Genomic DNA, 24,313 nt, shown 5'->3' on the forward strand with positions numbered 1-24,313 from the left:
CCAGCTGCGCCGCGGGAAACCCTGCTCAGGCTGCCCGCATCACCGGGCCGGTATGTTCCTGCCAGGCTGGGGCCGGCACAGGCGCGCGCGGCTTGGCGGCGCCTGCATGGCGCCGGCGTTCCTCGCTGGGCGAGTGCCCAAACAGGCTGCGGTAGGCCTTGCAGAAATGCGACGACGACTGGAAGCCGCAGGCCACGGTGACCTGCATGATGGGCATGCTGCTGTGGGTCAGCAGCTCCTGGGCCCGGCGCAGGCGCAGGTTCATGTAGTACTGCGCGGGGTTCATGCTGAAGTAGCGGTGGAACAGGCGCTCCAGTTGGCGCAGCGACAGGGCGATCGCGTTCGCCAGCTCGGCCAGCGGCAGCGGCTCTTCGATATTGGCGGCCATGATTTCGGCGGCCTCGGTCAGATGCTGGTAGCCCGGGCCTATGCATTCGGGCTGGGGAATGCGCTGGCGGTCGTTGCTGGCGCGGAGGCGTTCGACGATGAACTGCTCCGAGATGTCCATCACCAGTTTGGCGCCAAAGCGGGCCCGTATAAGGTGCAGCATCAGGTGCAGCGGCGCGGTGCCGCCCGAGCAGGTGATGCGGTCACGGTCGAGGATGAAAACCTCGGTGGAGAACTTCACCTTGGGGAATTCTTCGCTGATGGCGGCCAGGTTTTCCCAGTGGATAGCGCAGCGGTAGCCGTCTAGCAGGCCGGCGCTGGCCAGCGCAAAAGAGCCGGTGCACAGCGCGCCGATGGTGGCGCCAGCGGCGGCGCACTGGCGCAGCAGCTGGCGCACCGCGTCGTCGGTGTTGTTGCGGATGTTGACGCCACCGCAGACGAACACCGTGTCGCAGTCGGCCAGGCTGGCGGCGTCGCCGGTGGAGCCCACGGCCAGGCCGTTGCTGGCCCTGGCCGCCGTCTGGTCGGGACTGACAACGGTCCAGCGGTACAGTGGTTGGCGGCTGATGTAGTTGGCCATGCGCAGTGTTTCCACGGCGTTGGCAAAGGCGATCATCGAGTAGTCGGGCAGCAGGATGAAGCCGATGTGGGTCGTCCCCGTTTTGCCCGAAGCGTCGTTTGCACCATAGGCCGCGGCCGGTGCAGAGGCTGCAGACGGGGGTGGTGCAAGTGGGGTGCGTGGCACGTGGGGCGCTCCTAAGTCTCGGCTCTTGTTCAGCTTTCGCGGCTCTTGCGGGCCACGCCAAAGCTCTCTGTCAGGCGGTCCAAGATGATAGCCAGCAACACCACAGCCAGACCACTCTCAAACCCTAGGCCGATGTCCAGGCGCTGGATGCTGGCCAGCACGTCGTTGCCCAGCCCACCCGCGCCGACCATGGACGCAATGATGACCATGGACAGCGCCATCATGATGGTCTGGTTGACGCCGGCCATGATGGTCGGCATGGCGATAGGCAGCTGTACCTTGAACAGCAGCTGGGTCGAGGTGCAGCCAAAAGCGTTACCGGCTTCGACTTGTTCGGAGCTGACCTGGCGGATGCCCAGGCTGGTCAGGCGCACGACCGGCGGCATGGCGAAGATGACGGTCGCAATCGTGCCGGGCACGCGGCCCAGACCGAACAGCATGGCTGCCGGGATCAGGTACACAAAAGCGGGCATGGTCTGCATGAAGTCGAGTACGGGCCGCACACTGGCGTTGATATGGTTGTTACGGGCACACCAGATGCCCAGGGGGATGCCAAAAATCAGGCTGATGATGGTGGCTGACAGCGTCAGCGCCAGGGTCACCATGGTTTGCGGCCAAAAGCCGGTCACCACAATCAGCATCAGAGCCAAAGCAACAAACACGCCAAAGCCCCAGCTGAGCCGGCGAATGCCGACGATAGTGGCGACCAGAATCACCAGCCAAAAGGGAATCGCCAGCATGCCTTGTTCGATGGACTGGGCGAAGCCTTCCACCACCACGCCGATGGAGTCGAAGACGGTGGCGCCGTTGTCCAGCAGGCTTTTGACCCCGGCGTTGACCCATTTGCCCAGGGGCAGCATATTGCGCGAGGCTTCGGTGACTTGGGTGAGCAGATCAGACATGGCGGGCTTCCTGGGACATTTTGGCAAGCAGGCTGCGGGCAGAGATGCAGCCTAGGCATTGGTCGGTAGCGTCGAATACGCCGACCGGCTGGTCTATGCCCAGCACGATCTTCATGGCTTCGGGCAGGGTGGTGGACCAGGGCAGGCGCGGGCCGCCGTTGTAGGAGTGGCCGTTCAGCCCTGGGTCGAGCAGGTCGGCCGCGGTGAGATAGCGCGAGGTATCCACCCCCTCAAAGAAGCGGCGCACATAGTCGTTGGCCGGCTGGGTGATGATCTGGTGCGCCGTGCCTTCCTGCACCAGGTTGCCGCCTTCCATGATGGCGATGCGGGTGCCGATGCGCAGGGCTTCTTCGAGGTCGTGCGAGACAAACAGCACGGTGCGCTGCTGCTCGCGCTGCAGGTCCAGCATCAAACCCTGCATTTCCACGCGTTTTAGTGGATCCAGCGCCGAAAAAGCTTCATCCATCAGCAAAATGTCGGGATCTACCGCCAAAGCCCGGGCCAGGCCCACGCGCTGCTGCATGCCACCCGACAGCTGGGATGGGTATTTGGCGGCATAGGTTTGCAGGCCGACCTGGCGGAGCACTTCCATGGCGCGGTCCTCGCGTGCTTTGCGCGGTGTTCCTGCCATTTCGAGGCCGAAGGCAGCGTTATCCAGCACATTGCGGTGCGGCATGAGCGCGAACGACTGGAACACCATGGCTACCCGCTTGCGTCGCCATTTGACCAGTTCGGGCTGGGGCAGCTTGGCAATGTCTTCGCCATCGATGTTGATCGAGCCGGAGGATGGCTCCACCAGGCGGTTGATCAGGCGGATCAGCGTGGATTTGCCCGAGCCGGACAAACCCATCAGCACATAGATTTCACCCGCGGCGACGTCAAAGCTCACCTTGTTGACCCCGACCACATGGCCGGTCTTGGCAAAAACCTCGTCTTTGCTGCGGCCTTCGGACAGCATTTTAAGAGCGGGATCGATATTACTGCCGAATATCTTGTACAGATTTCTGACGCTAATTTTGGGATTGGTCATCGCGGGTCTCCGAGAATAGGGAATCAACAACTGCACGCAGTGGTATTTATTATTAGCAAGCGGCGTGCCATTATTTTCTGGTGTCTTTTTATTTAAACCATAGGGTCAATCCATAGGTTTTGATTGAAATCTTTCGGATTGCACCAGAATGGCGCCATATATTGAAAATAAGTTGCCTGGAATATCTTTTGTAGACTTGAAAATGCACGCTTTTGGTCTTAGCGCTCCATCACAATGTCACTCAAAGGCTTGCTGCAGCAGGGCAAAAACCAACCTTGATCAATTTCGCGCTGGCGAATACCGCCTGCATGTTTCATTTCAACCTGGCCAGATATTTTTTTGGTTTTGCAGGTGCCACAAGCCCCGCTGCTGCAAGACGATGGCAGGCGTATGCCGGCTGCAATGGCAGATTTCAAAATGGTTTGGTCTGTGGGGCAAGTAAATGCTTTGCCCATTTTTTGTAATTGAATGTTAAATGATGGAGTTGTACCAACATTAGATGAATCCGTATTATCTGATTCGGCTACTTCCTGGGGCGACAGCGACTCAAAAGAGAAACTTTCTTCGCGGTAGCGCTGCATTTCAAAACCGGCGCCGGACAGCAAGCCCCGCACCGCGCCCATGAACGGCGCCGGGCCGCAGGTGTAGACATCGCGTTGCAAAAAGTCGGGAGCGATATGCGCCAGGCGGGCGGCGTCGAGCCGACCCAGGTGGCCGGCATAGGCGCTACCCGGTGTGTGTTGTTCGCACACCATGGCCAGCCGCAGCTTTGCCATATTGCGCGCCATCATGGTCAGTTCTTCGGGGAACAGCACGTCGGCCGGGGTGCGCGCGCAGTGCACGAACACGATGTCGGCGTCGCTGCCCAGGTCGTGCAACGCGCGGGTCATGGACATCAAAGGCGTCACGCCGCTGCCGCCCGACAGAAACAGGTAACGCTGGGCCGGAGCCTTGAAGCAGCTGAATTCGCCCGACGGCCCCATCGCGCCCAATTCCATGCCGACGCGCACGTTATCGTGCAGCCAGTTGGATACCACGCCACCCGGCACCCGCTTGACGGTGATGCTCACCAGGTCGGGGCGGGTCGGCGTGCTGGAGAGGGTGTAGCAGCGGTTGATCTTTTGGTCGCCGATCTCCAGCTCCAGCGTGATGAACTGGCCCGGCAGGTAGCGGAAGTTGCGCGGACCATTGGCCGCCAGCACGAAGGTTTTGACATCGTGGGTTTCCTGGCGGATGTGCACGCAGCGCAGGGTTTCGTCCTGGTCGGCCGACCAGGGGGGCGACACCGGGGCTGCGAAGTCGGGAGCGTAGAAGGAGGTAGACATGGGCAGGTGCGCAGCGGGCAGATTACGGGTGGGAGGTTGGCGCTTACTTGGTCAGTTCGCTCAGGCGGTTCACATACCAGTTGCAGAACTTCTCCACCAGGCCTTCGGTGAACGGCGAGTAGGGGCCGGGCTCGTAGGCGCCGGTGGCGATGCCGATCTGCGATTCCTCGACCAGGCGGCGGTCCTGGTCGTTGGTGGCGTTCCACACCGCGGTCAGGTTTTCCTTGGTGTAGTCCACGCCTTCGACCGCGTCCTTGTGCACGCACCAGGTGGTGCGCACCAGGGTCTTGGTGGCCGAGATCGGCAGCACGGTGAAGCTGACGATGTGGTCGCTCATGAAGTGGTGCCAGGAATTCGGCTGGGTCCAGAAAGACAGTCCGCCGAGCGCCGGATCTACGAAGTCTGCTAGCAATTTCTTGGATGCGACTTCGGCATTCATGGTTTGCGACTGGCCCGAGCGGTCGATCGGCAGGCGCTGGGTGCGGAAGCCGGTGATGCGGTCGTCCAGGGTGTCGATCTCGGCCGAGGGCAGGCCCATGCCTTCCCAGCGCTCGTGGTTGGCGGCCATGATGTCCTGGAAGCGCTGCAGCTCGTCCTTGTTGTGCTCGTCGGGCTGGTAGCCGAAGCCGTATTCGTACAGCGAGATGGTCAGCTCGGGATGGTTGCTCATGCAGTGGTAGCACTCGCGGTTGTTCTCCATGGTGAGCTTCCAGTTGCAGTCTTCGACGATGTCGATCTGCGCCGCCACCTTGCAGTCCTGCAGCCGGTGCGGGGCCAGGTAGGGCGTCATCTCAGTCACCATCTGCTCGAAATCTTCGGGCGGGTTTTTGGCCAGGCAGATGAAGATCAGGCCGGCCAGGCTGCGCACGTGCACGGGTTTTAGGCCCAGGCCCTTGGGATCGAAGTCGTCGCCCATGTGCTTGGCATGGATCAGCTGGCCGCTCAGGTCGTAGGTCCACTGGTGGTAGGGGCAGACGATGTTGCCCACCACGCCTTGCTGGGTGGCGCACAGGCGCGAACCGCGGTGCCGGCAGACATTGTGGAAGGCCTTGATCTGCATGTCGTCATCGCGCACGATCAGGATCGAGTTCTTGCCGAAGTCCACGGTGATGTAGTCGCCGGCTTCGGGTACCTGCGGCTCTACCGCGACGAAGATCCAGTGCTTGCCGAAGATGTGTTCCATATCGGCCTGCAGCAAGGTGTCGCTGAGGTAGAACGGCGCCTCCAGGCTGTAGCCGGGACGGCGGCGCGCCAGCAACTCACGGGTCAGCAGGGTCTGCGCAGAAATGGGGTTGGTCATGGTGGCGTCTCCTTCAATGCTTAAAAACTCACAAGAGAATGGCTACGCAGGTAGTCCAGAACTGCCTGGGCCTTGGAATCGGGTGTGCCGGTCTGTATCACGGTGCCGCCGGTGGACGGCGATTCGATCGCCCCCAGCATGCGTGCATGGCCGCTCTGCACGGTCTTGGCCTCCAGCAGCTTGCGGCGCTTGCTGGTCGGCACCAGCTGGCCGGCCGGTGCGGTGGCAGCGGTGGGGGTTACCGCGGTGTGGACGATCTGGCCGGTGACGGCATCGGCCAACGCGTGACGCAGTGTCAGCGGGGCGGCGGCGCTCACGGCCAGTACCGCCGGGGCCTGCACCCGCAAGCGCCGCCGCGCCCCCTTGGGCAGGGCCTGGGTGACGATCCAGGCGGCGCCATCTGGCTCTATCGCCAGCACATCGGTGACCACCGGGCGCCCGAGTGCAGCCGCCAGGGCGTAGGGCAGCACGCCCGTGCCCTGGTCGGCTTCACTGCGGGTGCCGGTCAGCACCCAGGGCACATCGCGCAGCGCGGGCAGCAAGGCGTCTAGCAGCGGCGCATCGTCGGCGCACTGCAGGATCTCCAGCTTGGGCGCACCCAGGGCCAGGTAGTCGCGGGCCACGCTATCGGCCATGCTGCCCGCACAGAGCATGCGCAGCGGCAGGCCCAGTTCCAGGCCCAGGGCGACGGCCGTGGCATCGGCTTTGCAGCGCGTGGCGCGCAGGCTGGTGGGGTGGGTGCGCGGGGCAACCAGGACGGTGATCGTGCTCATACGCCTTCCTTCTGTTTGCGCACCAGGCCGAGCAGGGCCTGCATCAGGGCGGCGCTGTCTTCCACCACGGTCAGGTCGGCGCGGCGCGCGATCGGGGCCGAGGCATCCAGGTTCACCGCAATCACATGGCGGCAGTCCTTGATGCCTTGCAAATGTTGTACCGCGCCGGAAATGCCCAGCGCCAGATAGCCGGATGCCGACACGGTCTTGCCGGTGGCGCCGATCTGCTGGGCCCGGGCAAAGCGCCCATCGTCCACCGCCACGCGGGAGGCGCCTACGGCCGCGCCGACTTCCAGCGCCAGCGAGTGGAACAGCGGCAGATCGGTCACGCCATTGCCGGCGGCGAGGATGAAGTCGGCTTCTTCCAGCGCCAGGGTTTGCGGGTCGCCGGCTTTCAGGCCCAGGTCTTCGATGCCGGCCTCGATGGCGGCCGGCAAGGCGGGAGCGGCTTCGCGCAGGCCCAGGCCAACGAAGGGCAGCTTGGTACTGGCCACGGCCTTGGCCAGCAGCATTACGGGAGCGTGGGGGCGCAGCCAGTCTTGGCGGCTGTTGGCCGGCACGCGCAGTGCGTTGGCTCCCAGCTCAACCACGCCGCAGATCAGGTCCAGCCCGGCTTGCACGGCAAAACGGCGGCCCAGTTGGCCGTCGGCACCGCTGTCGGCAAACAGCCATTGCGTGGGGCTATGGCGGGTCTGCAGGCCTTGCAGCCAGCGCACGCAGGCCGTGGGTTGGTAGCGGCTGCTGTCCAGGTCGTCCAGCACCAGCAGGCGGTCCACGCCCAGGGCAGCGGCATCGTCCTGGCAGGCACCCAGCACCGCGACCAGCACTTCGGTGTCGGCAGTGGCCAGGATGGCGGCGGCCGCAATCGCCTGGCGCGCGCCGTCGGTCAAGGCGCCGCGTTCGGCGTGCGTCACCACCAGGGTGGTGCGGCTGAACGGGCCGGCGCTGCGCACCGGTTTGGTGGCCGGGCCATGCGACAGATTGGCCGCCAGCCGTTCGCCTTCGCTACTGCCCAGCACGATGCGGCGCAGGCCGGCCGGCGTGATGATGGCGGGGCGGCGTGGATCAACACGGCGCACGGGTGTGTGTACGGTCATGCAAGCTCCAGGGCGTGGGCTGTCAGTTCGGCAATGTCCAGCACTTCGGGCCGGGGGCCGACCACGCCTTCCAGCATGGCCGTGCAGTTGGGGCAGGCCACGGCCACGATGCCGGCGCCAGTGCTCTTGGCATCGGCAATCCGGATGTCGGGTATGCGGGTCGTGCCGGGGATGTCGGTAAACGGCGCACCGCCGCCACCGCCGCAGCAGCGGCCACGTTCGCGGCTGCGTTCCATCTCCACCACCTTGATACCTATGCCCTTGAGCACGGAGCGCGGTGCATCCACCTCGCGGCCATAGCGACCCAGGTAGCAGGGGTCGTGGTAGGTCACGGCCTCCAGGCTGCCGGCGCGCGTGGGCTTGAGTTGGCCCTTGGCCAGCAGCTCGGCCAGCAGCTGGGTGTGGTGCCATACGTCGAAGTGGCCACCCATGGCCGGGTACTCGTTCTTCAGCGAATGGAAGATATGCGGATCGGGCGTCACGATGTGCATGAAGCCGCGGGTCTTCAGGGTGGCGATCAGGCGTTGCGACAGGCGCTGGAAGCCGGCCTCATCGCCCAGGCGGCGCGCCAGATCACCGCAATCGGTTTCTGCCGCGCCCAGCAGGGCGATCTTCAGCCCGGCCTTTTGCAGCGTCTTGATGAAGGCGCGCAGCGTGCGCTGGTAGCGCATGTCGAAGCCGCCTTCGCCCACCAGCACCAGCCAATCGGTCTGGCCGCCGACATCGAGTACCGGCACGTTCAGGTCGGCCGCCCAGTGGTGCCGGGCCGCCAGCGGGAAGCCGCCGACGGTATCGGTGTCGCGCAGCTGTTCCAGCGCTTCCATGCCCTTGTTCGGTACCACGCCACCGACCAGGGTCATGTGGCGGCGCATATCGACGATGGCATCCACATGTTCGATCAGCATCGGGCATTCCTGCACGCAGGCGCGGCAGGTGGTGCAGGACCACAGCGTGTCGCTGTTGATCAGGCCGTTGACGATGGGCAGGTGCGGTGCGCCCGCATGCTCACCCACCTTTTGGCCCGGATACGGGCTGCCGGCATAGTTCGCATCGCTCTTGGCGCTCATGCCGACCACCAGGTCCTGGATCAGCTTCTTCGGGTTCAGCGGCTGGCCGGCGGCAAAGGCCGGGCAGGCGGCTTCGCACTTGCCACACTGTACGCAGGCGTCAAACGACAGCAGCTTGTTCCAGGCGAAATCGGCCGGCTTGCCCACGCCCATGTCGTCCGCGGTCAGCGTGAGGGGCTTGAGGGCCGTGGCGAAGCGTTCGTCACCAAAGCGCTCGGGCCGGGGATGCAGGCCCAGGTGCAGCAGGCCGGCGACCGCATGCTTCATGGGCCCGCCCAGGCCTATGCCAAGCGCCAGTTCGGCGGCGCCGGCGGCAAAGGCCAGGCTGATCAGGCCCGCCAACCAAGGTGCCAGCGCGGTGCCGGTCAAGGCCACCACGCCCACCAGGGCCACGGCCAGCGCGAACAGCATCAGCGAATACGGCAGGCGGCTCCAAGGGCCTTGGGACAGGCGCGCCGGGGCCTGGCGACGCCGCGAGGCCATGGCGATGGCGCCGGCCAGCATCATCAGGCCGGCCAGCAGCAGCACCGCGTCCAGGCTACGCCAGTACAGGCCCAGGCCGTAGTTCACAGCCACCAGCGCCAGCGCCAGGATGGCACCGCCGGCCACGCCGACGTGGGCCCGGGCGACAAACGGCTCGCGCGCCACCACGTCGTGCAGGTCGACAAAGTAGCGCTTCGGTATTTGTAGCAGCCCGCGCAGGTCTACTGTGCTCGAGCGGCCTTTTTTCCATATAAGAGCGCGGCGCGCCAGGCCCCAGGCCAGACCCAGGACTGCCAGCCAGAAGACCGTGCTTACGAGGTGCTGCAGCATCTTAGAAGTCCTTGCACAGGCGCAGCGAGTCGTAGATCGCGGCGTGGATGTTGTGCATGGAGACGCAGTCGCCCACGCGGTACAGCAGGAAGCTGCCGTTGCCGGTGGTTTCGCTCAGGCCGGGCTGCGGCTTGGCGTCATACAGAGCTTCGATGTCCGTCTGACCCTTGTTCAGCGACAAGGGCTTGAGCTGCCAGTACAGGCCGTCGTTCGGCAGGATGCCGTTTTCGACCACCACCTGGTCCACGGCGCGCTCTTCCAGCGCCTCGGTGTATTCGTTCTTCAGCACGGCGATCAGCTTGTCGCCTTCGCGGTAAACCTTTTCCAGCCAGAAGTTGGGCGTCTGGATCACGGCATTGGCATACAGCTGGCGGTAGAAGATCGGGAAGGTGGTGCCGCCCACGTCGTCGGCCACCTTCACGTCGGGGGTGACGATCTCCACCAGCTTGCCGCGGGCGGCGATGAAGTCGGCCACGCCGGTGCCCGCATGGGTGCTGATGCTGTCGTAGACCAGCACGTTTTCACCGGGTGCGACGGCGCCGGACAGGATGTCCCAGCCGCTGACGCACAGGCCTTCGGCTGCGCCCCAGGCGGGCGTCTGGCCGGTGTGCGGCAGGCCGCCGGTGGCCAGCACCACGATGTCGGGCTGCTCGGCCAGGATCATCTCCTGGGTCGCGGCCACGCCCAAACGGCGGTCCACGCCCAGGCGCAGGGTTTCCATGTCGAACCAGCGGATGATGCCGGCCATCTGCTCGCGTTTCGGTGGCTTGGCCGCCAGATTCACCTGGCCGCCGACCAACGCGTTCTTTTCGAACAGCACCACGTCGTGGCCGCGCTCACGGGCTACCCGGGCAGCTTCCAGGCCGGCAGGGCCGGCGCCGACGACCACCACCTTGCGGCGCTTGCCGGTGGTCTTTTCGATCACGTGCGGCATGGTTTCTTCGCGGCTGGTGGCGGCGTTCTGGATGCACAGCACGTCCAGGCCGTTGTACTGGCGGTCGATGCAGTAATTGGCGCCCACGCATTGCTTGATCTGGTCTTCGCGGCCGTCGCGGATCTTGATGACCATGTGCGGGTCGGCGATCTGGGCCCGGGTCATGCCGACCATGTCGACCATGCCGGTGGCCAGGATGCGCTCGGCCTGCGAGGCGTCGCGGATGCTTTGGGCGTGCATCACGGGTACCTTGGAGACGGACTTGATACCGGCGGCCAGGTGCACAAAGGGCTCGGGCGGCAGCGCCATCGGCGGCATGCAGTTGACCAGGGTGTTGTGCGTGTCGGCACCGGAGCCGACTACGCTGAGGAAGTCCAGCAGGCCGCTTTCACTCATGGCCTGGGCGATTTCTTTCGCCATCTCGTGGCTGATGCCATCTTCATGGAATTCGTCGCCGCACATGCGCATGCCCACGCAGAAGTCGGCGCCGACCTGTTCGCGCACGGCTTGCAGCACTTCCATGCCGAAGCGCAGGCGGTTTTCCAGGCTGCCGCCGTATTCGTCGGTACGGTGGTTCACACGCGGGCTCCAGAACTGGTCGACCAGCTGCTGGTGTGCGGCGGAGATTTCGATGCCGTCGAGTCCCGCATCCTTCACGCGCTTGGCGGCACGGCCGTAGTCGGCCACGATGCGGCGGATTTCTTCGATTTCGATGGTCTTGGCATTGCCGCGGTGCACTGGCTCGCGGATACCCGAGGGGCTGACCAGGTGCGGCCAGTCAAAACCATGCCAGGCATTGCGCCGGCCCATGTGGGTGGCCTGGATCATCAGCTTGGCGCCATGCTTGTGCATGGTTTCGGCCAGCGTCGCCAGCGGCTCAATCACCTTGTTGGTGGCCAGGTTCACCGAACTCCACCAGGACCAGGGGCTGTCGCGCGACACCGGGCTGGAGCCACCGCAAATCGCCAGGCCCACGCCGCCCTTGGCTTTTTCTTCGTAATAGCGGATGTAGCGCTCGGTCGGGTTGCCGCCCTCGGCATACACCTCGGCATGCGCGGTGCTGACGATGCGGTTGCGCAGCAGAACCTGGTTCAGGCGGATGGGCTCAAACAAATGCGGGTAGCGCATGGCGGATCTCTAGAGGGGGCTGACGGTGAAAACGCAGTGGCTATGGCCTTCTGCCGCGCATTGGGTCTCGACGCTGGTGGTGCGCACCGCCGAGCCGCTGGTTTCCAGCACCCAGTCCATGGCGCCCGAGAACCAGCCGGCGAACAAATAGCAGACCTTGCTGTGGTCCACCGGCACGCCGGCAATGCCTTGCGCCAGCACAAACACCGAATGCTCCAGCTTGACCTGGGCGTGGCCGGTAGTGGCATCAGCCTCGATGAAGGAGAACAGGCCCCAGCCGCGTTGCGACAGGCGCTTGAGGTAATGCTCGTACACCGCCATGCCGCTCAAGCCATGGGTGGCGGCTTCCTGCTGGCACCAGAAATAGGCCGAGCGGTGGCCGGCCTTGTACAGCGCCGGTGCATACACCTCCCGGCCCACCACGGCCTCGGTTTCAACATGGTTGTTGACGAAGAAGTGCCGCGGCACGTAAATCATCGGCAGGCCGTCGGTGGTCCAGACGCCTGTGTCGGCGTTCACTTCAATGGGGAGTTGGGGATTCATGGGGTGATCTCTGTGTAGGGATAGGGAAATGCGCAGCCGTGGGCTTACTGGATCTGTTCCGACTTGACCACCACCCAGTTGCGGTCTGCCGTCACGGGCAGGCCTTGGGCTTTCTGGGCTTCGGCATTTTTCTTCTGCATGGCTTGGATCTGCACCAGGTATTTGTCTTTGCGGTTCACCCAGACGCGCAGGCCACCGCGCTCTACGTCGGTACCGCGAAACAGCATGGGGCCGTCACTCACCGGCGTGTCGCCCGCCACCAGAATCGGCTTCTTCCATTCGTCGATATAGGTGTGGATCGCGGCCTGCTTGCCCTCGAACCAGGTCATCGGTGCCCACAGCGCCGATGTCAATTCATGGTCCAGCAAGGCTGCGGGGTCGTAGGTCTTGGCTGCAATCAATTTGCGCGCATTGGTGATCTCGCCGGTCTTGCGGTCCTTCAGCTGCAGGCCGACACCGATGACGTTTTGTGGCTTGATGTTGTAGCCGTTCTTCGGGTCGGCCAGCACCATGCGGACCAGCTCTTCGCTGGCGGCGCTCACCACGTAGACCTCGATGCCGTTTTCCATCAGCTTGTTGTAGAGCTCCTGCATGCCGGTATAGAACTTCGGCGGCTTGATGGCGATGGTCTTGACAGTCGTACCTTCGTAGTAGGTGGCGGGGATGCTGCTGCCGGCGGCCAGCATCTCGTCGACCCAGCCCTTGAGCTCGCGCAAGGTGTAGCCCGAAAACACCTGGGCTACCCAGGGATAGCAGACCTGGTCGTCGATCTCGCACAGGCGGTAGTAATAGCTGTTCAGGCTTTCCTTGTGGCCGTTGATGTCCTTGAAAGGAATCAGCTTCAAAGCCGGATCGAGCTTGTCGCGGCTCAGAATGCCTTTCATTTCCAGAAACGGCAGCAAGGATTCTTCAAGATCGTTGTTGTAGGAGGTGTTGTCGGCGTCGAACACCGCAAACGCGCCCTTGTTGGCGTTGGCCTGGATCAGGCTCTCCAGCTGTGTCGCAGCCTCGGGCGGCCAATGTTTCAATGCTGTCTGGGCCTGGGCGGAAAACGCCAGGCCCAGACTGAGCGCCCAAGGCGCCAGCCATTGGAAAGAAATTGTCTGCTTCAACATTGCGACACAGCCTTTGCTATCTAAAAGGTGGATTCAGTCGGGGGCTTAGGCGAGCCAGCCAGCCACGCGCGCAGGGTTGTCGGCAATCCATTTTTCGGCTGCTGCATCGGGCTTGGCACCGCCTTCGACGGCCAGCATTACGGCGCCGATTTCTTCAGGCTTCCACGACAGCTTCTTCAGGAAGGCCACTACGGTAGGTGCCTTGGTGTTCAGGCCGGGGTTGATCACGCTGTCCACGTGCTCTTCTGCGCCGTAGATGTTTTTCGGGTCGGCCAGGAAGCGCAGCTTGTACTTGGCAAACATCCAGTGCGGAATCCAGCCGGTGACGGCGATGGACTTGTTGGCACGGTAGGCGCGGTCGAGTTCGGCGGCCATGGCCGGGCCGGAGCTGGGCTGCAGGCGCATTTCCAGGCTGTAGGCCTTGATGGCTTCCTCGGTCTTCTTCATCACGCCGGCGCCGGCGTCGATGCCGACGATGCGGTTGTCAAAGTCGGCGCGGTGGCTGTTCAGGTCGGCCAGGCTGGTGGCCTTGACGTACTCGGGCACGATCAGGCCGATCTTGGCGCCAGGGTAGTTGGAGCCCAGAATCTGTACCTTGTCCTTGAAGTTGGCCAGATAGGCTTCGTGCGTCACAGGCAGCCAGGCCGACAACGTGGCGTCGATGTCGCCGCGCGCCACGCCCTGCCACATGATGCCGGCAGCCAGGGGCACCAGCTCCACATTCATGCCTAGCTTGCTGCGGATGATGGCGGCCGCCAGATTGGTGGTGGCGACGCTGTCCGACCAGCCATCGACAAAACCGATCTTGATGGTGGGTTTGGCCTGGGCAAAGGCAGCGCCACCGGACATGGCCAATGCGGACAGACTCAAAGTCTGTGTGAGGAACTCACGACGTTTGCGGGGGGTGAACGAAGCGGTCATAGCAGCTAACTCCTGGTTGTGGAAGGGAACGAGAGGGGACGGGGAAATCGGTAGGTTGCGGGTCTTAGGTGCCCCAGACTTGGTCGAAGAATTTCATCCAGTTGGCACCCAGTACCTTGGTGATCCGGGCATCGGACCAACCCGACTGCTGCATCGTGGTCGTCAGGTTGGGGAAGTCGCCTATGGTCCGGATGCCTTCGGGATTGATCACCTCGCCGAAGTTGGTCAGGCGGCGCCAGCGGCCTTTGTCATGCGTCAGCATGTCGAAGAACTCATGGCCGTGGCCCTGGGTGAAGTCAGAGCCCAGTCCCACGCAGTCTTCGCCAACAATGTTGATGACGTAGTCGATGGCCTCGACGTAGTCGTGCACGGTCGACTCATTGCCGCGCTTGAGGAAGGGTGAGAACATGGTCACGCCGATGAAGCCGCCGTGGTCGGCGATGAACTTCAGCTCGGCGTCGCTTTTGTTGCGCGGGTGGTCCTTCAGGCCCAGGGGCAGGCAGTGGGTGTAAGCCACGGGCTTGGTGGAGGCCAGGATCGCTTCTTCCGAGGTCTTGCTGCCCACGTGCGACAGGTCGACCATGATGCCCACGCGGTTCATCTCGGCGATGACCTCGCGGCCGTAGCCGGAAAGCCCGCCATCGCGTTCATAGCAGCCGGTGCCCACGAGGTTCTGCGTGTTGTAGCAAAGCTGGACCACGCGCACACCCATGTCGTGGAAGGCTTCGATGTAGCCGAGGTTGTCCTCAAAGGCATGGGCGTTCTGGAAGCCCAGAACGATGCCGGTCTTGCCATCAGCTTTCGCCTTGACGATGTCCGCTGTGTTGCGGGCCAGTGTGACGAGATCGCTGTTGTCGCGGATCAGCTGTTTCAGCTGGGCAATGTTGTCCACCGTCTTTGGAAAGTCCTCCCACACGGAGACGGTGCAGTTGGCAGCGGCCAGGCCGCCTTTCTTCATGTCTTCAAATACGCTGCGGTTCAGGTTGGCAATGATGAGACCGTCGATGACGATGGAATCCTGGTGCAGATTGCTCATGGTGATTTCCTTCAGGCGTAGAGGGGAAAGCGGGCAGTCAGTGCTTTGACGCGGGCGTAGACCGAGGCCTCGGTCGCGGCGTCGCCGGCGGGGTTGGTCTTCAGGCTGTTGAAGACTTCCAGCATCAGGCGGCCGACTTCTTCAAACTCGGCCGTGCCGAAGCCGCGCGTGGTGCCGGCAGCGGTGCCGACGCGGATGCCCGAGGTGATGGTCGGTTTTTCGTCGTCGAACGGGATGCCGTTCTTGTTGCAGGTGATGCCGGCGCGCTCCAGCGCCACTTCGGTGGTGTTGCCCTTCAGGCCCAGCGGGCGCAGGTCGACCAGCAGCAGGTGGTTGTCGGTGCCGCCAGTCACCAGGTCCAGGCCACCGGCTTTCAGTACGGCGCCCAGGGCCTTGGCGTTGGCCACAACCTGCTGGGTATAGGCTTTGAAGCTGGGCTGCAGTGCCTCGCCAAAGGCCACAGCTTTGGCGGCGATGACGTGCATCAGCGGGCCGCCTTGCGAGCCGGGGAATACGGCGGAATTGATCTTCTTGGCGATCTCGGCGTCATTGGTCAGCACCACACCGCCGCGCGGGCCGCGCAGGGTTTTGTGGGTGGTGGAGGTGGTCACATGCGCATGCGGCACCGGGCTGGGGTAGACGCCGGTGGCAACCAGGCCGGCCACGTGGGCCATGTCCACCATCAGCAGCGCGCCCACCTTGTCGGCGATTGCGCGGAAGCGCGCCCAGTCAATGGTGCGGGGGTAGGCTGAGAAGCCGGCGATGATGAGTTTGGGTTTGTGTTCGATGGCCAGGGCTTCGACTTCGTCGTAGTCGATCAGCGAGTCGGCGCGGCGCACGCCGTACTGCACGGCCTTGAACCACTTGCCCGACAATGCGGGCTTGGCGCCGTGCGTCAGGTGGCCGCCGGCCGACAGCGACATGCCCAGCACCGTGTCGCCAGGCTGTACCAGGGCCAGCATGACGGCCGTGTTGGCCTGCGCGCCAGAGTGCGGCTGCACATTGGCGAACTCGCAGCCGAACAGTTTGCATAGGCGCTCAATCGCCAGGGCCTCGACCACATCCACATGCTCGCAGCCGCCGTAGTAGCGCTTGCCTGGGTAGCCTTCCGCGTACTTATTGGTCAGCACCGAGCCTTGGGCTTCGAGTACGGCCTTGGAGACGATGTTTTCCGAGGCGATGAGTTCGATCTGCTCGCGCTGGCGTTGCAGTTCGTGGCCCATGGCCGTGTTGACTGCTGCATCGGCCTGTGCCACGCCTACGGCGAAGAAGTTTTCAGTTGTCATGGGGAGAGTCCTCAAACGATTTCAAACAAAGGGGTGAAAACCGGATCGGCGCATTGCGCCGGGCTGGTGATGCACAGGTGGTAGGGCAGGGCGGTGCGCTCCAGCAGGCGCCAGGTGTAGTCGGCAAAGCTGCGGCGGAATACCAGCACTACGCCGGCCTCGTCGGTGCGCGCCACGGTAAAGCCGGTCTTGGATGCCACGGTGCTGGCGCAGCGGCCGACGGCCAGGCTCTCGTAGTCGTAGGGGCCAAGCTGGCGCAGCAGCAGCATGTGGTCGGGGCCGCTGATGCGCAGCGCGGTCAGGCCGCCGCTGTTGTCCACCACCTGGGCGAACACATCCTGCAGCGCGCCGGTCAGGCTGGTCAGCAGTGCGTCACGGCTGGAGCGTTTGCAGACCAGCAGCCATTCGTCGGGCGACACCCACAGCACCACACCGGCGGCGGTGCTCAGCACCGTCATCGGCTGGGTCGGCAAGGGCTGGCCCAGCACACCGGCCACCGCTTGCATGAAGCTGCTGTCATCGGCTTTTCCGCGCAGCACGATATAGCCCATATGGGGCAGCTCGCTCATCACCACCCGATTGCGGGCGGCTGGTGTGGCCACGCGGGCCGGCAGGCCAAAAGCGTGCAGCGGAGATTCCAGCATCGCGTACAGGGCCTTATCTGAATTAGACATTTTGACGGTCACCTTTCACATCCACAAATACGCTGCCGCCTACCTTCACCGGCGTGACCTTGCCGTGGGCGTGCACGTACAAGGTTTGCTCCTTGCGCTGCAGGCCGCCGGCCACCACCGCCATGGCGATGGAGCGGCCCAGGAAGGCGCTGTGGTAGCTGGAGGTCACATGGCCGAGCATCTGGTTGTTGGTGCCGACAGTGGCGCTTTCCATGATTTGCGCGCCTTCGATCAGCACGCTGTTCGGGTCTTCGGGCAGCAGGCCAACCAGCTGCTTGCGGCCTTCGCGGGCTGTGTCGCTGCGGGCCAGCGAGCGTTTGCCCAGGAAGCTGAACGGCTTTTTCATGCCGACTGCCCAGGCCATGTCCAGATCCAGCGGGCTCATCGAGCCATCGGTGTCCTGGCCGACGATGATGAAACCCTTCTCGGCGCGCAGCACGTGCATGGTCTCGGTGCCATAGGGCGTGATGTCGAATTCGGCACCGGCGGCCATCACGGCCTCCCACAGTGCGTGGCCGTAGCCGGATTCGACATTCAGCTCATACGACAGTTCGCCCGAGAAGCTGATGCGGAACACCCGGGCTGGCAGGCCGTTGACCGTGCCAGCGCGCCAGTCCATGAACTTGAAGTTTTCCGGCGACAGGTCAATGTCCGGGCACAGCTTGGCCAGCACCGCACGGGATTTGGGTCCCACCAGGGCGATGGTCGACCAGTGGTCGGTCACCGAGGTCATCCACACCTTGAGTTCCGGCCATTCGGTCTGGTGCCAGCGCTCCAGCCAGTTCAGCACGCGGGCCGCACCGCCGGTGGTGGTGGTCATGTAGAACTGGTTTTGCTGGATGCAGGCGGTCACGCCATCGTCCATCACCATGCCGTTTTCGTCCAGCATCAGGCCGTAGCGGCATTTACCGACGGCCAGTTGGGTCCAGGCGTTGGCGTAGATGCGGTTCAGGAATTCGCGCGCATCCGGGCCGTCGATCTGGATCTTGCCCAGGGTGGAGGCGTCCATCACCGCCACGCCATTGCGTGCGGCCAGGCATTCGCGGTTCACCGCGGCGTGCAGGTCTTCACCGGGCTTGGCGAAGTACCAGGGCCTTTGCCATTGGCCGACCGGTTCCAGCGCCGCGCCGCGCGCCACATGGGATGCGTGGATGGCGCTGTAGCGGTTCGGGTCGAACAGCTCTTCGCTCATGGTGCCGGCCAGCGCACCCAGGCTCACCGGGGTGTAGGCCGGGCGGTAAGTGGTGGTACCGACTTCGTTCACCGGACGCTTCAGAGCGCGGGCGGTGATGACGAAGCCGTTCACATTCGACAGCTTGCCCTGGTCGGTGCCGAAGCCCAGTGCGGTGTAGCGCTTGACGTGCTCGATGGAGTGGTAGTTCTCGCGCACGGCCAGCTCGATATCGGCAGCGCTGACGTCGTTCTGGTAGTCGACAAAGGCCTTGGCTCCTGCGCCTTCGATCTTGCCGTCGGGCAGACGGAACATCGGCCGTGCTGGCAGACGCTTGGGCTGGATGCAGGCTGGGGTTTGCAGCGATTCACGCTTGCCGCAGGCGGCCAGCACCTGTTGCATGGCATGGGTGGTTTGTGCCAGCGCATCGGACAGCTCGAAAGCCCCGGTAACGGCGCCAACGCAGGCCACACCCTTGCGGCCGGTGCGCGGCACTACAAAGGCGGCCACATCTTCCAGCCACTGCGGGCGGCTGCCGTCGTGGCAGAAAAGATGCACGGTGGGCGACAGGCCGCCCGAGCTCAGCACCACGTCGCAGGCGATGGAGGTGCCGTTGCCGGCGACTTCGTCCCGCGTGGCGTGCAGCGGCACCAGGCGTACGCCCTTGACTTCGCTGCCGCCGGTAACTTCGGCAATGCCGTGGCCGGCCAGCACGGCGTAGCTGCTGTTGCGGGCGACGGCGCCATGGCGCACATCGGCCACCGTGACCGTGGCGCCAGCCTTGGCCAGGCCTTCGGCGCAGTCGTGGATCAGATCGCTGGTGCCGCAGATGACGACCCGTTGGCCGACCCGCACGCCGTAGCGGTGCAGAAAGGTCTGGCCGGCCGATACCGTCATCACGCCGGGCAGGTCGTTGTTGCCGAACACCAATGGGCGTTCGATGGCGCCGGTGGCCAGCACCACGTGGTGGGCGCGGATCTTGTGCATGCGGTGCCGCGGCAGATGCGCCTGGCGCTGTTCCGGGGCGATATGGTCTTGCACCAGCTCCACGGCCTGCACCAGGTTCTGCTCGTACATGCCGAAAGCGGTGGTGCGGGTCAGCACGGTGACATGCGGCATCTCGGCCAGGGTGGTGTGCACCGAGCGGATATAGGCATCGCTGTTGCGGCCGTCGATCTGCGCATGCGGGTCGGACAGCAGCCAGCCGCCCAGTTCGTTCTGCTCGTCCAACAGGACGGTCTTGAGTCCGGCGCGGCCGGCTTGCAGCGCGGCCAGCAGACCGCAGGCGCCGCCGCCGACGACCAGCACGTCTACATGGTGGTGCAGGTGGTCGTAGTTTTCGGGATCGGGTTCGGTGGGCGCATCGCCGAAGCCGGCGAACTTGCGGATCACGGTCTCATACAGCGGCCAGAGCTTTTGCGGCCATTTGAAGGTCTTGCTGTAGAAACCGGCTGGCATGAAGCGCGAGCCCTGGCCCAGTACCGACTTCAGGTCAAAGTCCAGCGAGGGCCAACCCGAGGTGGAGCGGGCGCTGAGTCCGTCGTATAGCTCGGCCTGGGTGGCCTTGACGTTGGGCGTGGTCAACGCGCCCGTGCCCAGCTGCACCAGCGCATTCGGTTCTTCCGCGCCGGCACCGATGATGCCGCGGGGCCGGCCGTACTTGAAGCTGCGCGCCATGCGGCGCACACCATGGGCCAGCAGGGCCGAGGCCAGCGTGTCGCCGGGGTGGCCGGTGTAGTCGCGGCCATCGAAGCTGAACTTGACGGTACGCGTCGTGTCGATGCGCGTGCCGGTCTGGGGTACACGTGTGCCGCTCATGCTGTGTGCTCCTTGGCCATGTCGGCCAGAAACAAGGCCTTGCCTTCGGCCAGGGTCCAGGTACCGGCGATCTCGTAGGTAGCGGTGTTGCGCTTCACGGCAAACACCTTGCGGCAGGCCGCTGTGTGCTGCCACTGTTCCCAGAACCAGCCCTTGGTGTTCTTGCGGAAGAATACGTAGTCACCCCAGACGGCATCGTCCACGGCTTCGGGTTGGGCTGGGCGGGGGATATAGGCTTCACCGGCGTTGCTGAACTCTTCTTCGTCCCGCGTTTCGCCGCAATGGGGGCAGTGCAGTAAAAACATATCAGTGTGCGACGCCAGCGGCGCCGTGTTCGTCGATTAAATGGCCGGTGAGGAAACGGTCTACGGAGAAAGCCTTGGACAGCGGGCCGGGTTCACCCTGGGCCAGCATGTCGGCAAACACATGGCCCGAGCCCGGCGTGGCCTTGAAGCCGCCGGTACCCCAGCCGCAGTTGAAGAACAGGCCTTGCACGGCGGTCTTGGAAATGATCGGGCAGGCGTCGGGTGTCACGTCCACAATGCCGCCCCATTGGCGGTTCATGCGCACGCGGGAGAACTGGGGAAACAGCTCGATGATGGCGGCGGCCGTGTGCTCGATCACGTGCGGGCTGCCGCGCTGGCCGTAGCCCAGGTAGCTGTCGATGCCGGCGCCGATCACCAGCTCGCCCTTGTCGGACTGGCTGAGGTAGCCGTGTACCGCGTTGGACATGATCACGGTGTCGATCACGCGCTGCATGGATTCCGACACAAAGGCCTGCAGCGGATGGCTTTCCAGCGGCATGCGCAGGCCGGCCATCTTGGCCAGCACCGAGGAGTGGCCGGCTGCGACGCAACCCACGCGGTCGGTCTTGACCGCGCCCAGGTTGGTTTGCAGGCCGCGGATCTTGCCGCCCTGGATGTCCAGGCCGGTGACTTCGCAGCCCTCGATCAGGTCCACGCCGAGTCGGCTGGCGGCGCGGGCAAAGCCGCGGGCCACGGCGTCGTGGTGGGCAATGCCGGCGCGTGGCTGCCAACTGGCGCCCAGCACCGGGAAGCGGCGGCTGCGGCTGCAGTCGAGCTGGGGGATCTTTTCTTTGACTTCCTGCGCATTCAGCACATGGGCGTCGATGCCTTGCAGCGCGTTGGCGTTGACCCGGCGCTCGATGTCACGCATGTCCTGCAGGTTGTGGCCCAGGTTGAACACACCGCGCTGGCTGAACATCACGTTGAAGTTCAGGTCTTCTGTCAGGCCTTCCCACAGCTTCAGCGAATGCTCGTAAATCGCTGCGGATTCGTCCCACAGGTAGTTGGAGCGCACGATGGTGGTGTTGCGGGCGGTGTTGCCGCCGCCCAGATAGCCTTTTTCCAGTACCGCGATCTTGCCGACGCCGGGGTGGTTCTTGGCCAGGTAGTAGGCGGTGGCCAGGCCGTGCCCGCCGCCGCCGACGATCACCACGTCGTAAGAGGGTTTCAGGGCCACCCGTTCCCAGGCTGGCTCCCAGGTTTGGTGGTTTTTAAAGCCGTGCTTGAGCAGGCTCCAGAGTGAGTAGTTTTGGCCGCGCATGGGTTTCTCGTGGAGGTCCAATGAATCTGGATGCATTGTTGGATGTCCCCCGTGTGTCACCTTGCGCCGCGCAGACGCACACTTGTTCAAATTCGACATTGCGTCGGATCTGTCTATTCGGGCTGGCCGCGTAATCCGCTGCTGGACTGTTTAAAATTGAAGGATGAGCACCGATACCTCCCCCATGAACCTGACGCATCACTTTTTGATTGCGATGCCCGGGCTGGAGGATGAAGCGTTCGCCAAAAGCGTGGTCTACCTGTGCGAGCACAGCCCGCGCGGCGCCATGGGCCTGGTGATCAACAAACCCAGTGAAATCAGCCTGAAAAGCCTGTTCGACAAGGTCGAGCTGCCGCTGCGCCGCGCCGATTTGAGCGATAGCCCGGTATTCCAGGGCGGCCCGGTGCAAACCGAGCGCGGTTTTGTCCTGCACGAAGCCTTCAGCGGCACGGATATCGACCCCAGCGAGTCGGTCTACGCCTCCACCATGGCGATTCCCGGCGGGCTGGAGATGACCACCTCCAAAGACGTGCTGGAAGCCCTGTCCACCGGTGCCGGCCCGCGCCGGGTGTTGATCTCGCTCGGCTATTCGGCTTGGGGCGAGGGCCAGCTGGAGGCCGAACTCGGCGAAAACAGCTGGCTGACGGTAGAGGCCGACCTGGCGGTGATTTTCGACACACCGGTCGAGCAGCGCTACGACAAGGCCTTGATGCTGCTGGGCTTGCAGGCCTGGATGCTGTCCCCCGAGGCGGGCCACGCATGACATCAGCGGTTGCCCCCGCCGTGGACCCCGTTCCTCCCCATTTGCAATCTTTTTTAGCTTTTGACTACGGCCAAAAGCGCACCGGCGTCGCAGTCGGTAACCGTTTCACCCGCACCGCCACGCCGCAGGGCACGATCAATGCCGAAGGCGATGCACGCTTCATCCCCATCGCCGCCCGCGTCAAGGAATGGCAGCCCGACGCCATCGTGGTCGGCGTGCCCTTCCATCCGGACGGCGCCGCGCACGACAACACCCGGCGCGCCCAGAAGTTCGCCCGGCAGCTGCGCGGCCGCTTCAATCTGCCAGTTTTCGAGGTAGATGAGCGCTATAGCACCACAGAAGCGCTGGAGATGGGCGCCAAAGACGCAGATGCCGCCGCCGCCTGCATCATCCTGGAACAATTTTTGAGGAGTATTCCGTGAGCACACTCATGCTGGATGCCGAGGCGCTGTACCTCGAGCTGTTGCGGGGCGTAAAGGCCTTGCTCAAATCCGACACCCGCCTGGTCGGCATCACCTCCGGTGGCGCCTGGCTGGCCGAGCGCCTGCAGGCCGACCTGCAATTGCCGGGCAAACCCGGCGTGATCTCCAGCGCCATGCACCGCGACGACTTTTCCCAGCGCGGCATGGTCTCGGGCGGCGGCGGGCAGACCGCGCTGGACTTTGACGTGAACGGCGCCGACATCATCCTGCTGGACGACGTGCTCTACACCGGCCGCACCATCCGCGCCGTCATCAACGAGCTGTTCGATTTCGGCCGCCCCGCCGCCGTGCGCCTGGCGGTGCTGGTGGACCGCGGCGGGCGCGAGCTGCCGATCCAACCCGATTTCGCCGCTTCCCGCGTAGCTTTGCCGGCCAGCCAGCAGCTGGCGCTGGCGCGCAGTACCGCCGGCGCCTTCAGCTTCAACGTCGAAGGCTGACCTCCTATGCTTTACAAACGCAACAACCCCCAACTCAACAAGCACGGCGAGCTGATCCATCTGCTGTCCACCGAAGGCCTGCCCAAGGACATCCTGACCCAGATCCTGGACACCGCCGCCAACTTCGTCAGCGTCAACGACCGCGAGGTCAAGAAGGTGCCGCTGCTGCGCGGCAAAAGCGTGTTCAACCTGTTCTTCGAGAACTCGACCCGCACCCGCACCACCTTCGAGATCGCCGCCACCCGCCTCAGCGCCGACGTGATCAACCTGGACATCGCCCGCTCCAGCGCCGCCAAGGGTGAGTCGCTGCTGGACACCATCGCCAACCTCAGTGCCATGGCCGCCGACGTGTTCGTGGTGCGGCACAGCGAATCCGGCGCGCCCTACCTGATCGCCCAGCATGTGGCGCCGCACGTCCACGTGGTGAATGCCGGCGACGGCCGCCACGCGCACCCCACCCAGGGCCTGCTGGACATGTACACCATCCGGCACTACAAAAAAGACTTCAGCAACCTCACCGTGGCCATCGTCGGTGACGTGCTGCACTCGCGGGTGGCCCGCTCCGACATCCATGCCCTGACGACGCTGGGCTGCGCCGAAGTCCGCGTGGTCGGCCCCAAGACCCTGGTGCCCAGCGACATGGCGCAGATGGGTGTGCGCGTCTGCCACACGCTGGAAGAGGGCATCAAGGACTGCGACGTGGTCATCATGCTGCGCCTGCAGAACGAGCGCATGAGCGGCGCGCTGCTGCCGTCCAGCCAGGAGTTCTTCCGCAGCTTCGGCCTGACTCCCGAAAAGCTGGCCCTGGCCAAGCCCGACGCCATCGTCATGCACCCGGGCCCGATCAACCGCGGCGTGGAGATCGACTCCGCCGTGGTCGACGGCAAGCAGAGCGTGATCCTGCCGCAAGTCACTTTCGGCATTGCGGTCCGCATGGCGGTGATGGGCATCGTTGCGGGCAATGAAGCCTAAACCCGTGCTTGCTATTCAATCCATAGCT

The 24,313-nt window shown here is 64.2% G+C and carries 22 protein-coding genes; 4 read left to right on the plus strand and 18 right to left on the minus strand.

Translation table 11 applies throughout. The annotated features are described in order from the left end of the window. Window positions 1-25: 25 nt before the first annotated feature. The 18 genes from J2X19_RS19310 to J2X19_RS19395 form a co-directional block, all read right to left on the minus strand. Entirely contained in the window at window positions 26-1,132 is a 1,107-nt protein-coding gene (locus J2X19_RS19310; RefSeq protein ID WP_405048697.1) for a GlxA family transcriptional regulator, read from the minus strand. A 29-nt stretch (window positions 1,133-1,161) separates the two neighbouring features. Then, the gene (locus tag J2X19_RS19315; RefSeq protein ID WP_405048711.1) at window positions 1,162-1,992 is read right to left on the minus strand and encodes an ABC transporter permease; all 831 of its coding nucleotides are present in this window, start codon (window positions 1,990-1,992) and stop codon (window positions 1,162-1,164) included. Between the two features lie 34 nt (window positions 1,993-2,026). Next, a complete protein-coding gene (locus J2X19_RS19320; protein ID WP_092759499.1) occupies window positions 2,027-3,064 on the minus strand; it encodes a quaternary amine ABC transporter ATP-binding protein in 1,038 nt (345 codons plus the stop codon). A 218-nt stretch (window positions 3,065-3,282) separates the two neighbouring features. Beyond that, on the minus strand, window positions 3,283-4,389 hold the full coding sequence (locus J2X19_RS19325) for an FAD-binding oxidoreductase (RefSeq protein ID WP_310375641.1): 1,107 nt from the start codon (window positions 4,387-4,389) through the stop codon (window positions 3,283-3,285). A 43-nt stretch (window positions 4,390-4,432) separates the two neighbouring features. Beyond that, window positions 4,433-5,689, minus strand: a complete 1,257-nt coding sequence (locus tag J2X19_RS19330; RefSeq protein WP_310375643.1) for an aromatic ring-hydroxylating oxygenase subunit alpha — start codon at window positions 5,687-5,689, stop codon at window positions 4,433-4,435. 20 nt (window positions 5,690-5,709) lie between these two features. Beyond that, window positions 5,710-6,462 carry an adenine nucleotide alpha hydrolase family protein gene (locus J2X19_RS19335; protein WP_310375645.1) on the minus strand — a complete coding sequence of 251 codons (753 nt, stop codon included), beginning with the start codon at window positions 6,460-6,462 and terminating at the stop codon, window positions 5,710-5,712. Further along, a complete protein-coding gene (locus J2X19_RS19340) occupies window positions 6,459-7,559 on the minus strand; it encodes an FAD-binding protein (protein ID WP_310375648.1) in 1,101 nt (366 codons plus the stop codon). The genes J2X19_RS19335 and J2X19_RS19340 overlap by 4 nt, the downstream gene beginning before the upstream one ends. After that, window positions 7,556-9,439, minus strand: a complete 1,884-nt coding sequence (locus tag J2X19_RS19345; protein WP_310375649.1) for a (Fe-S)-binding protein — start codon at window positions 9,437-9,439, stop codon at window positions 7,556-7,558. Before J2X19_RS19345 ends, J2X19_RS19340 begins: the two co-directional genes overlap by 4 nt. Window position 9,440: 1 nt before the next feature. After that, window positions 9,441-11,501, minus strand: coding sequence for an oxidoreductase (locus J2X19_RS19350; RefSeq protein WP_310375650.1), 2,061 nt, complete (start codon window positions 11,499-11,501; stop codon window positions 9,441-9,443). 9 nt (window positions 11,502-11,510) lie between these two features. Next, a complete protein-coding gene (locus J2X19_RS19355; RefSeq protein WP_116607261.1) occupies window positions 11,511-12,044 on the minus strand; it encodes a DUF5943 domain-containing protein in 534 nt (177 codons plus the stop codon). A 44-nt stretch (window positions 12,045-12,088) separates the two neighbouring features. Continuing rightward, entirely contained in the window at window positions 12,089-13,159 is a 1,071-nt protein-coding gene (locus tag J2X19_RS19360; protein ID WP_310375652.1) for an HAD family hydrolase, read from the minus strand. A 45-nt stretch (window positions 13,160-13,204) separates the two neighbouring features. Next, window positions 13,205-14,080, minus strand: coding sequence for a glycine betaine ABC transporter substrate-binding protein (locus tag J2X19_RS19365; protein WP_405048698.1), 876 nt, complete (start codon window positions 14,078-14,080; stop codon window positions 13,205-13,207). 64 nt (window positions 14,081-14,144) lie between these two features. Beyond that, complete coding sequence (locus tag J2X19_RS19370) at window positions 14,145-15,116, minus strand: dipeptidase (protein ID WP_310375654.1); 972 nt, start codon at window positions 15,114-15,116, stop codon at window positions 14,145-14,147. An 11-nt stretch (window positions 15,117-15,127) separates the two neighbouring features. Further along, window positions 15,128-16,402, minus strand: a complete 1,275-nt coding sequence (locus J2X19_RS19375) for a serine hydroxymethyltransferase (RefSeq protein ID WP_310375656.1) — start codon at window positions 16,400-16,402, stop codon at window positions 15,128-15,130. A gap of 11 nt (window positions 16,403-16,413) precedes the next feature. Next, the gene (locus tag J2X19_RS19380; protein WP_310375658.1) at window positions 16,414-17,076 is read right to left on the minus strand and encodes a sarcosine oxidase subunit gamma; all 663 of its coding nucleotides are present in this window, start codon (window positions 17,074-17,076) and stop codon (window positions 16,414-16,416) included. Further along, a complete protein-coding gene (locus tag J2X19_RS19385; RefSeq protein ID WP_310375660.1) occupies window positions 17,069-20,065 on the minus strand; it encodes a sarcosine oxidase subunit alpha family protein in 2,997 nt (998 codons plus the stop codon). The genes J2X19_RS19380 and J2X19_RS19385 overlap by 8 nt, the downstream gene beginning before the upstream one ends. Further along, window positions 20,062-20,370: a sarcosine oxidase subunit delta gene (locus tag J2X19_RS19390; RefSeq protein WP_116607254.1), complete on the minus strand. Its 309-nt coding sequence runs from the start codon at window positions 20,368-20,370 to the stop codon at window positions 20,062-20,064. The genes J2X19_RS19385 and J2X19_RS19390 overlap by 4 nt, the downstream gene beginning before the upstream one ends. Before the next feature lies 1 nt (window position 20,371). After that, the gene (locus tag J2X19_RS19395; RefSeq protein ID WP_310375663.1) at window positions 20,372-21,631 is read right to left on the minus strand and encodes a sarcosine oxidase subunit beta family protein; all 1,260 of its coding nucleotides are present in this window, start codon (window positions 21,629-21,631) and stop codon (window positions 20,372-20,374) included. 163 nt (window positions 21,632-21,794) lie between these two features. On the opposite strand from J2X19_RS19395, the gene J2X19_RS19400 reads away from it, so the two are divergent. Genes J2X19_RS19400 through J2X19_RS19415 form a run of 4 tightly spaced genes read left to right on the plus strand, consistent with a single transcriptional unit; the run spans window position 21,795 to window position 24,285 of the window. Beyond that, a complete protein-coding gene (locus J2X19_RS19400) occupies window positions 21,795-22,394 on the plus strand; it encodes a YqgE/AlgH family protein (RefSeq protein ID WP_116607252.1) in 600 nt (199 codons plus the stop codon). Beyond that, window positions 22,391-22,816: a Holliday junction resolvase RuvX gene (gene ruvX, locus J2X19_RS19405; RefSeq protein WP_116607251.1), complete on the plus strand. Its 426-nt coding sequence runs from the start codon at window positions 22,391-22,393 to the stop codon at window positions 22,814-22,816. Before J2X19_RS19400 ends, ruvX begins: the two co-directional genes overlap by 4 nt. Before the next feature lie 8 nt (window positions 22,817-22,824). Next, window positions 22,825-23,313, plus strand: a complete 489-nt coding sequence (gene pyrR / locus J2X19_RS19410) for a bifunctional pyr operon transcriptional regulator/uracil phosphoribosyltransferase PyrR (RefSeq protein WP_405048712.1) — start codon at window positions 22,825-22,827, stop codon at window positions 23,311-23,313. 6 nt (window positions 23,314-23,319) lie between these two features. Further along, the gene (locus J2X19_RS19415; RefSeq protein WP_116607249.1) at window positions 23,320-24,285 is read left to right on the plus strand and encodes an aspartate carbamoyltransferase catalytic subunit; all 966 of its coding nucleotides are present in this window, start codon (window positions 23,320-23,322) and stop codon (window positions 24,283-24,285) included. Window positions 24,286-24,313 lie beyond the last annotated feature (28 nt).

This window comes from Rhodoferax ferrireducens (assembly GCF_031458075.1).
Taxonomy (GTDB): Bacteria; Pseudomonadota; Gammaproteobacteria; order Burkholderiales; family Burkholderiaceae_C; genus Rhodoferax_B; species Rhodoferax_B ferrireducens_A.